The 8989-nt window shown below is 72.5% G+C and carries 10 protein-coding genes; 1 reads left to right on the forward strand and 9 read right to left on the reverse strand.

The features are described 5' to 3' along the window. The 4 genes from DQW85_RS32495 to DQW85_RS32510 all read right to left on the reverse strand — a co-directional run. On the reverse strand, positions 1–1260 hold a 1260-nt coding region (locus DQW85_RS32495), incomplete at its 3' end, for a hypothetical protein (protein ID WP_205315581.1). A gap of 171 nt (positions 1261–1431) precedes the next feature. Next, a complete protein-coding gene (locus tag DQW85_RS32500; RefSeq protein ID WP_113703607.1) occupies positions 1432–1878 on the reverse strand; it encodes a hypothetical protein in 447 nt (148 codons plus the stop codon). Continuing rightward, positions 1875–2411 (reverse strand): RNA polymerase sigma factor, encoded by a 537-nt coding sequence (locus tag DQW85_RS32505; RefSeq protein ID WP_113703608.1) that lies wholly within the window; start codon positions 2409–2411, stop codon positions 1875–1877. The genes DQW85_RS32500 and DQW85_RS32505 overlap by 4 nt, the downstream gene beginning before the upstream one ends. A gap of 76 nt (positions 2412–2487) precedes the next feature. After that, positions 2488–3501, reverse strand: a complete 1014-nt coding sequence (locus tag DQW85_RS32510) for a S8 family peptidase (protein WP_113703609.1) — start codon at positions 3499–3501, stop codon at positions 2488–2490. A 175-nt stretch (positions 3502–3676) separates the two neighbouring features. On the opposite strand from DQW85_RS32510, the gene DQW85_RS32515 reads away from it, so the two are divergent. Then, positions 3677–4171, forward strand: a complete 495-nt coding sequence (locus DQW85_RS32515; RefSeq protein ID WP_113703610.1) for a DUF3145 domain-containing protein — start codon at positions 3677–3679, stop codon at positions 4169–4171. 138 nt (positions 4172–4309) lie between these two features. On the opposite strand, the gene DQW85_RS32520 is transcribed toward DQW85_RS32515, so the two are convergent. From DQW85_RS32520 to DQW85_RS32540, 5 genes are all read right to left on the reverse strand, one after another. Continuing rightward, complete coding sequence (locus DQW85_RS32520; protein ID WP_113703611.1) at positions 4310–5743, reverse strand: carboxyl transferase domain-containing protein; 1434 nt, start codon at positions 5741–5743, stop codon at positions 4310–4312. Beyond that, entirely contained in the window at positions 5744–6976 is a 1233-nt protein-coding gene (gene fabF, locus DQW85_RS32525; RefSeq protein WP_113703612.1) for a beta-ketoacyl-ACP synthase II, read from the reverse strand. A gap of 60 nt (positions 6977–7036) precedes the next feature. After that, positions 7037–7276: an acyl carrier protein gene (locus DQW85_RS32530; protein ID WP_113703613.1), complete on the reverse strand. Its 240-nt coding sequence runs from the start codon at positions 7274–7276 to the stop codon at positions 7037–7039. Between the two features lie 94 nt (positions 7277–7370). Further along, on the reverse strand, positions 7371–8327 hold the full coding sequence (locus tag DQW85_RS32535; protein ID WP_113703614.1) for a beta-ketoacyl-ACP synthase III: 957 nt from the start codon (positions 8325–8327) through the stop codon (positions 7371–7373). Beyond that, positions 8324–8989 (reverse strand): ACP S-malonyltransferase (locus DQW85_RS32540; RefSeq protein ID WP_162795549.1); only part of this gene is annotated, 666 nt, incomplete at its 5' end. The genes DQW85_RS32535 and DQW85_RS32540, both read right to left, overlap by 4 nt.

An 8989-nucleotide genomic window follows, 5' to 3' on the forward strand; every position in this document is an offset into this window, starting at 1 on the left:
CACGGACGCCGCCGGACGGTCCTCCAGGGCGAGCGCCGCCTCGGCCGCCTCCAGCCGGAGCGCCGCCGCGCCCGCCCGGTGGGCGGCCTCCCGGTCGAGATCGTCGGCACAGCGGACGAGCTCGGCCAGCAGGGTCCGCGTGGGTCCCTCCAGAGCCAGGCGCGCACGCAGCACCACCTCCCTGGCGAGCGGCAGCCATGACGATCTGCCCTGGGCGGCCAGCTCCTGCCCGGCCCGCTCGGCCACGGTCAGCGCGCGCCGGGCGTCGCCCGTCAGCAGTTCCGCCTGAGCCAGCTTCAGCCGCGCGTCGGCCAGCGCCACCTGCGCGCCGGACGCCTCCAGGTCTGGTACGGCGAGCAGGAGCAGCTCCCTCGCCTCACCCGCGAGGTGGGCGGCCAGCAGGGCGGCTGCGAAGTCGGCGCGCATCGTGGCCAGCCGCTCCGGGAACCCGAAAAGGGTGTCCTCGGCTGCCCGGTAGTGGCTGAACGCGCCCGCGACGTCGCCCCGCCGTACCGCGAGGAACGGCAGGTTGGCGGCGGCCAGGCGGGCCAGGTGGTCGAGACCGGCGTCCCGGGCGATCCGCAGGCACGCGGTGACGTCGCGCATGGCGGTGTCCCAGTCTCCGCAGTACGCCTGCACCAGGCCGCGGTTGAGCAGGCCTCCCGCGAGGAAGCGGCGGTCGTCGATGCTGCCGGGCGCGTCGGCCAGTGTCTTCAGCGCGCGGTCGCACGCGGTGACCGCCTCCACGTAGCGGCCCAGATGGGCCAGGGCCACGGCCCGCTGGGTGTCGAGCTTGGCCCGGTCGAGCGGCGACAGGTGGGGGCGGGCCAGCGCCGCGATCCCCAGGGCCTGGAGGGGATGGCCGCGCTCGGTCCGGACGGTCACCAGGGAGAGCCTGGCCTGGGCGAGCCGTTCGCGCGGCGCCCCCCGTGAGGCGATGGCGCGGCGCAGGTGTTCCTCGGCGGCCTGGAGATCGCCGAGCTCGCGAGCGGCCAGCGCCATCGCCCGGAGTGCCACGACAACCGCCTCGACCGCCCCGGCCGTCCCGACCACTCCGGCTCCCACCGCCCCGGCCGCCCTGGCTCCGGCTGTCCCGGAGGCCTGGGCGTCCTCGACGGCCTTGGCTGCTTCGACGGCCGCCTCGGCATCGGCCAGCACGGCACGTGCCGCTGCCAGGGCTTCGGCGGGATCGACGACGGACCGCAACACCGCCGCCTCGGCCTCGACCACCAACCTCCGCAGCGGCCCGATCCTGTCCAATCCGCAGATCCTCCCCTCTGCCGGTCCTTCCACTGATCCATGCGGAGCCCGCCGCCTGCTCGGCCGCCATGCCGAGCCCGCCGCCTGCTCGGCCGCCATGGCGGGCCCGGCGGCGAACGCCCCAGCGCGTCGACCTGCCACGCCCCTGGCACGGCTGACGGCTGTGGCGGGTCATGGGCGGATGCGCACCCACCTGGTCTGGACGGGTGCGTGACCCGGCCGGTGGCAGACCACGCTGAGCCAGCCCGGAGGCAGGCCGGTGGCCGCGAACTGGCCGGTGCGGGGCAGACGCCTCGTGAGCGTCAGATGGGGGGTCCGGACATCGACATGGCTGCCCTCACCCGGGGGCGGGATCACCTGCCCCGCTATGTCTATGAGCCCGTCGCCCACCGTCACCTCCAGGTCGAAGGTGAGGCCGGCCGCGACGAACCGGATCATGTGGCAGCCGTCCGTGCCCCGCACCCCCGCGGGTGCGGCGCGTTCGGCGGGCGCGGCGGTGACCGCTTGGGGGACCCGGAGCCCATAGGCGTCGCGTGCCGTGGCGGACACGTGCCCGGGAATCGGGTCGTTCCCAGCGGCCAGCCGGAGAGCCGCCAGGAAATAGTCGTCGTTGATCATTGCACCGTCTCCTGTAGTTGGATCAGGGTGCGCAGTTTTTCCAGGCACCGCGTCCGGGTCGGGCCCACGCTGCCGATGGGCACGCCCAGACGGAGTGCGACTTGCTGGTATCCAAGATCTGTGGCCAGCAGCTGGAGGAGTGTGCGGCAAGGCTCATTCAGGGAGGAGACCGTCTTCCAAAGCAGGCGGCTGCTGTCGGCCTCCAGGACAGCCGCCGCCGGATCAGGCTCGGACGCGATCTCGACGCGGAGTGCGAGTGTTTGCCCCTTTCTGGCGATGAGCATCGCTTCCCGGCGTGTCGTGGTGGCAAGCCACGCGCCGACGCCCGATGGGTCCCTGATCGTGTGCAGATGCTCCAGCAGACGCAGCCATGCTCCCTGAACCGCGTCCGCGGCATCCGTTTCGTTGAGCCCGCAGGCCCGGGCGACCGCCCACATGCGCGGCCCGAACCGGGATTCGAGCTCGTCCCAGGCCGTGCGGTCGTCGTCGGCCGCGGCTGTGAGCAGCTCTCCCGGATCGCGTGGCTCGTGCATGCGGCCTCCTTCGCCCATTGCCTCACGACACGGCCACGCTGCCTCATCGTGATTGGCCGAGGACTGAGCGTAAACTCTACAGACTCGACGGTACGAGAACTCCCAGATCGGGAATTTGCCGGGACCTGTCGGGATCGAGCAACTGGCGGGCCGCGTCGAGCGCCGACCCGTCCCTCGCGGCGTCGGCGATGGCGCCCGCGACCAGGGCCGCGGCGAACGACGTGCCGCTCCACGAGGCGTAGCCGGAGAAGTCGCCGCCCTCCAGATAGGCGCTGGCGAGCCACTCGCCGCGCGCGCAGGCGTCGACCCAGGAGCCGTAGGAGGAGAACGGGGCCCTGTGCTCCTGCGCGGCGTCCACCGCTCCCACCGCGACGACCCCGGACAGCGCCGCGGGCCAGAAGGGCCGGTCGCTCGCGGTGTTGCCCGCGCAGGCGACCGTGACCGTGTCGGGCAGCGAGCCCAACGCGTCGGCCAGCAGGGGAGGCGGCCGGTCGTCGAAGGTGTGGCAGCCGAAGGAGAGGTTGAGCACCTGCGGGGGCCGCTCACGCATCCGGTTGATCGCCCGGATGACGTGCGCCTCGTCGCCGGCGCCGTGCCCGTCTAGGACCCGGCGGACGGCCAGCGCCGCGTCCGGGGCCTGCCGCAGGAGCAGGCCCGCGATGAAGGTGCCGTGGCCGGCCTGGGCGCCCTCGGGGGCGTCGTAGTCCTCCCGGTCCACCTCGCCGTACCACTCGCTGCCCGCCCACCACGGATGCTTGGCGACGCCGGTGTCGAGCAGCCCGACGACCACGGGGGAGCGGCTCCGGCCCGGCCTGTACGGGATCGGGGGGACGGGGAACGGCCGGGAGGCGGGTCCGCCGAAGAAGAGCGGCTGCCCGATCATCACGTGGTTGGGCGAGGCGCGGAACCCTCGCTCCCGCAGATCTCTGGTGACGTCACGGGGGTCGGCCCCGGACTTCAGATGGATCACACAAACGCCGTCGCTCTCGGACACCGCCTGGGTCCAGCGCGCCGCGACGGACAGCGCGCCCCGATCGGTCAGGACCTGACCTGGGCGGATGAACGCCTCGCCGGCGGATTGGATGTCCATGAGGCGTTATCTTTCCGCCCCGGGCGGTGTGTCACACGCCTCTCCCGCAACAAGTTGGTATGGGCCCCCTCTGGTGCCCGCTAGCGACCGACGGTAGTCTCTCCCTAGTCACTTGTGATCATCCCAGGACGAGGCCGTTGGGGAAGGCGCACCTCGTACCGAATCGGGAGGTCCGGTGTCTGCTCGTGGCGTGCTCTACGTCCATTCGGCTCAGCCCGCGCTGTGCCCTCATATCGAATGGGCGGTCGCGGGTGTCCTTGGCGTGCCCGTGGACCTGACGTGGACGCCGCAACCAGCCGCGCCCAACGTCGTACGGGCGCAGGCGGAGTGGGAGGGCCGCGCGGGCATCGCGGCGGCCATCACGTCGTCTCTCATGGGCTGGCAGCGCATCCGGTTCGAGACCACCGAGGACGCCTCGCCGGGCGTCGACGGGTCCCGCCACGCCTACACGCCGACGCTCGGCGCGTTCAGCGCGGTCATCGGGGCCGCGGGCGACATCATGGTGCCCGAGGACCGGCTCAGGACCGTGATGCTGATGGCCTCCCAGGGGCGTTGCGTCCTGGAGGAGGAGCTCGACAAGATGCTCGGCAGGCCGTGGGACGAGGAGCTGGAGCCGTTCCGCTACGCGGGCGACGGCGCGCCGGTCCGCTGGCTGCACGCCGCCGTCTGACCAGCCCCCGACCCCCGCCCAGCGCGCGACGCCGGACGCACCGCGCACCCGACACACACGCGGCACCCGACACACACGGCACCCTATACACACGAACGGCCCCGCACCGGACATCGGTGCGGGGCCGTTCGTCGGTCGTCAGAGGGGGATGTTGCCGTGCGCGCCGCGGGCCGGGGTGGCCTGGGCGAGAACCTTGGCGATCGCGCCGCGCGTCTCCTCGGGCTTGATCACCTCGTCGATCACGCCCAGCTCCTGGGCGCGGGCCAGCCCGCCGGCCGTCTTCTCGTGCTCGGCGGCCAGCCGGTGCTCCAGCTCGGCCCGCTCCTCCTCGGGCGCCGCGGCCAGCTCGCGCCGCTTGAGGATGCGCACCGCGGCCACCGCGCCCATGACCGCGACCTCGGTCGTCGGCCACGCGAACACCTTGGTCGCGCCGAGAGAGCGGGAGTTCATCGCGATGTACGCCCCGCCGTACGCCTTGCGGGTGACCAGCGTGACCCGCGGCACCGACGCCTCGGCGAACGCGTGCAGCAGCTTGGCGCCGCGCCGGACCACGCCGTCGTGCTCCTGCCCGACACCCGGAAGGTAGCCGGGCACGTCCACGAGGACGACGAGCGGCACCCCGAAGGCATCGCACATGCGGACGAAACGCGCGGCCTTCTCGGCGGACGTGGCGTCGAGGCAGCCGCCGAGCCGCATCGGGTTGTTGGCGATCACGCCGATGGTCCGGCCGCCGAGCCGGCCGAGCGTGGTGACGATGTTGGGGGCCCACTTGGGGTGCAGCTCGATGCCCGGCTCGTCGAGCAGGCCGTTGACCAGCGGCTTGACGTCATAGGCGCGGCGCGCCGACTCGGGCAGCAGCGTGGAGAAGTCGACCTCGCCGGTCGCCTCGACCTCGGCGGCACGCACCCTGCCCTGGTGGCCCAGCAGCACCGCGAGCTGCCGGGCGCGCAGCAGCGCGTCGCTCTCGCTCTTGGTGACCACGTGCACGACGCCGCTGCGCTTGCTGTGGGGCTCGGGGCCCCCCAGCGCGGCGCTGTCGACGTCCTCGCCGGTGACGCTGCGGACCACGTCGGGCCCGGTGACGAAGATGCGGCCGGAGTCGGCCAGGATCACCAGGTCGGTCAGCGCCGGGCCGTACGCGGCGCCGCCGGCGGCGGGGCCGACGACCACGGAGATCTGGGGGACCACGCCGGACGCCTTGGTCATGGCGGCGAAGACCCGGCCGACGGCGTGCAGCGACTCGACGCCTTCGGCGAGTCGCGCACCGCCGGAGTGCCAGATCCCGATGATCGGCACCCGTTCGCGGACGGCCACGTCGTAGGCGTGCACGATGTGCTCGCAGCCCTCGCTGCCCATCGCGCCGCCCTGGAAGCGGGCGTCACTGCAGAACGCGACGACGGGAACACCCTCGACGCGGCCCATCGCGGCCAGCACGCCGCTCTTGTCCTGTGGAGTGATCAGCCGCGACGAGCCCTCGTCGAGCAGCGCGGTCAGGCGGACTACGGGATCACGGGGATCAGCGGGCTCCGCGTCGGAGCCCTGCGCCACCACCCTGTTGTCTAGCACGGTCATTTAAGCCCCCTTAAAGACGACCGCCACGTTGTGACCGCCGAACCCGAACGAGTTGTTCACCGCGGCGATGTCGCCGCCGGGCAGCCGACGGTTCTCGCCGAACACGAGATCAACTTCGATGCCCTCGTCCGGGTTGTCAAGGTTTATGGTTGCGGGCACGAGACGCTCGTGCAGTGCCTTGATCGTGAAGATGGACTCGATGCCGCCGGCGCCACCCAGAAGGTGGCCGGTCATGGACTTGGTCGAGGTGACGAGCGGGTGCGTGCCGATGGCCTTCGCGACGGCCTGGACCTCGATGACGTCTCCCGCGGGAGTCGAGGTGGCGTGCGCGTTGACGTGCTTGACGTCGACACCGGTGACGTCGGCGTCGGTGAGCGCCTGCGTCATCGCCATGATGACGCCACGGCCCTCCGGCTCCGGCTGGGTGATGTGGTGGGAGTCGGCGGAGAAGCCGACCCCGGACGCGTAGGCGTAGACGCGGGCGCCGCGAGCCCTGGCGTGCTCCTCGGACTCCAGCACGATGATGCCGGCGCCCTCTCCGAGCACGAACCCGTCGCGGTCGCGGTCCCACGGCCTCGACGCCCCGGCGGGGTCGTCGTTGCGGGTGGACATGGCCCGCGCGGCGGCGAAGGCCGCCATGTTGAGCGGGTGGATCGCGGCCTCGGTGCCGCCGGCCACGACCACGTCGGCGCGGCCCGCCCTGATCATGTCCAGCGCGTAGCCGACGGCCTCGGCGCCGGAGGCGCAGGCGGACACCGTGGCGTGCACGCCCGCCTGGGCGCCCAGGTCGAGACCGATCCAGGCGGCCGGGCCGTTGGGCATGAGCATCGGCACGGTGAAGGGCGAGAGCCGGTTCCAGCCCCGCTCCTTGTAGGTGTCGTAGGCCGCCAGGGTGGTGTTGATGCCGCCGATGCCGCTGGACACCACGACGCCGAGCCGCTCGGGCGCCACGTCCGGAGCGCCCGCGTCCTGCCACGCCTCGCGGGCCGCGACCATCGCCAGCTGCTCGCTGCGGTCGAGGCGGCGCGCCTCGGGCCTGGGCAGCACCTCGGCCGGGTCGACCGCGGCCGTCCCCGCGAACTTCACGGGGACGGTGTCGACCCAGTCTTCGGTGATGGCCTTGACGCCCGACTGACCGGCGAGGAGCGCCGCCCAGGTCGAGGTGACGTCTCCACCGACGGGCGTCGTCGCGCCGAGCCCGGTGACGACGACACGTACCCGGTTCGCACTCACTGTTTCGCGCTCCTTGTCGATCTGAGGGGTCGATCAGCAGGGGCCGTCAGGGACGGCCCTTCAGTTCTGGATGAAGTTGAGGACGTCCTTGACCGTCTTCAGGTTCTTGAGCTGGTCGTCGGGGATCTCGACGCCGAACTCGTCCTGGGCGGCCACGGCGATCTCGACCATGGACAGCGAGTCGATGTCGAGGTCGTCCACGAAGCTCTTGTCCGGGGTGACCTCGCCGGCCGGGATGCCGGTGATCTCGTTGATGATCTTGCCGAGGCCCTCGAGGATGTCCTGCTCGGTGGCAGCCATGTCGCTGGTTCTCCTTCTGTTGGTTTATTCGTGTTGTCCGTACGGCCTGCGCCGTACTTGCCGGTGGGCGGTGCGGCGCGGGCCGTACCGGATCCTACGGAATCTCGATGACTTGGCCCGCATAGGTGAGGCCCGCGCCGAAGCCCAGGGCGAGCGCGAGGTCGCCCGAGCGGACCTCGCCGCGCTCCAGCATGCGCGAGAGCGCGAGCGGGATGGACGCGGCGGAGGTGTTGCCGGCGGTGACGATGTCGCGCGCGATGACGGCGTTGTCGGCGCCGAGCTTGCGGGCGATCGCCTCGATGATCCGCAGGTTCGCCTGGTGTGGAACGAACGCGGCCAGCTCCGACGGGTCGACGCCGGCGCGGTCGCAGGCCTCCTTGGCCACCGGGTGCAGCGCGGTGGTGGCCCAGCGGAAGACCGTCTGGCCCTCCTGGCGGAGGAAGCTGTCGCGGTCGTCGATGATGATCGCGTCGGACCTGTCGCCCGCGCTGCCCCAGACGACCGGCCCGATGCCGGGCGTGTCGGACGCGCCGACCACCGCGGCGCCGGCGCCATCGGCGAAGATCACGGCGGTGGACCTGTCGGTCCAGTCGATCCACTGCGACAGCTTCTCGGCGCCGATGACGAGCACGTGGCGGGCGTCGCCGCTCCGGACCGCGGCGCTGGCGGTGGCGAGCGCGTAGCAGAAGCCGGCGCAGGCCGCGTTCACGTCGAACGCCCCGGGCGCCCGGATGCCGAGCCGGTGGGCCACGATGGCGGCGGCGTTGGGGATCTGGGTCTCCAGCGTGCAGGTGGCCACGATCACCAGGTCGATGTCGCCGGCCGACAGCCCGCTGGCGGCCAGCGCCTTGCCACCCGCCTGGACGGACATGTCCTCGAGCGACTCGCCGTCGGGCGCGATGCGGCGCTCCTTGATGCCGACACGCGACTGGATCCACTCGTCGTTGGTGTCGATGGTCTTGGCCAGGTCGTCGTTGGTGACGATCGTGGCGGGCTGGTAGTGGCCGAAGGCCAGCACCCTCGCGCCGGGGGCGACGTCGGGAATCCTCATTTGATCAGCTCCCTGGCAGCGACGAGGTCGTCGGGGGTCTTCAGAGCCACGGTCTGGACGCCCCGCAGCCCGCGCCTGGCGAGGCCGGTCAGGGTGCCGCCGGGCAGCAGCTCGATCATCGCGGTGACGCCCAGCCCGGCCATGGCGGACATGCACGAGTCCCACCGGACGGGGCTGCTGATCTGGTTGACCAGCCGCTCGATGAGGTCGGCGCCGCCGGTCACGGCCCGGCCGTCGGCGTTGGACAGCAGCGTGACGCCGGGGTCGGCGGGCGTGACCGCCTGGGCGGCCTCGCGCAGGTGGGCGACGGCCGGCTCCATGTGCTCCGTGTGGAACGCGCCCGCCACGGAGAGCGGGATGAGCCTGGCACGGGCCGGGGCGTCGTCCTTGAACGCGGCGAGCCGCTCCAGCGTGCCGCCGGCGACGATCTGGCCCGCGCCGTTGATGTTGGCGGGGGTGAGGCCGTGCCTGGCGATGGCGGCCAGCACCTCTTCCTCGTCGCCGCCGAGCACCGCGGTCATGCCGGTCTCGGTGACGGCGGCGGCCTTGGCCATGGCCTGGGCGCGCTCGCGGACCAGGGCCAGCGCCTGCTCGGCGGTCAGCGCCCCGGCCAGTGCGGCGGCGGCGAACTCGCCCACGCTGTGCCCGGCCAGCACGCCGGG

This window comes from Nonomuraea lactucae (assembly GCF_003313395.1).
Classification (GTDB): domain Bacteria; phylum Actinomycetota; class Actinomycetes; order Streptosporangiales; family Streptosporangiaceae; genus Nonomuraea; species Nonomuraea lactucae.

Bases quoted from the DNA above. Each gene is read 5' to 3' on its own strand.
- DQW85_RS32500 (WP_113703607.1), bottom strand. From the start codon at position 1,878: ATGATCAACGACGACTATTTCCTGGCGGCTCTCCGGCTGGCCGCTGGG.
- DQW85_RS32505 (WP_113703608.1), bottom strand. From the start codon at position 2,411: ATGCACGAGCCACGCGATCCGGGAGAGCTGCTCACAGCCGCGGCCGAC.
- DQW85_RS32510 (WP_113703609.1), bottom strand. From the start codon at position 3,501: ATGGACATCCAATCCGCCGGCGAGGCGTTCATCCGCCCAGGTCAGGTC.
- DQW85_RS32520 (WP_113703611.1), bottom strand. From the start codon at position 5,743: ATGACCGTGCTAGACAACAGGGTGGTGGCGCAGGGCTCCGACGCGGAG.
- DQW85_RS32530 (WP_113703613.1), bottom strand. From the start codon at position 7,276: ATGGCTGCCACCGAGCAGGACATCCTCGAGGGCCTCGGCAAGATCATC.
- DQW85_RS32535 (WP_113703614.1), bottom strand. From the start codon at position 8,327: ATGAGGATTCCCGACGTCGCCCCCGGCGCGAGGGTGCTGGCCTTCGGC.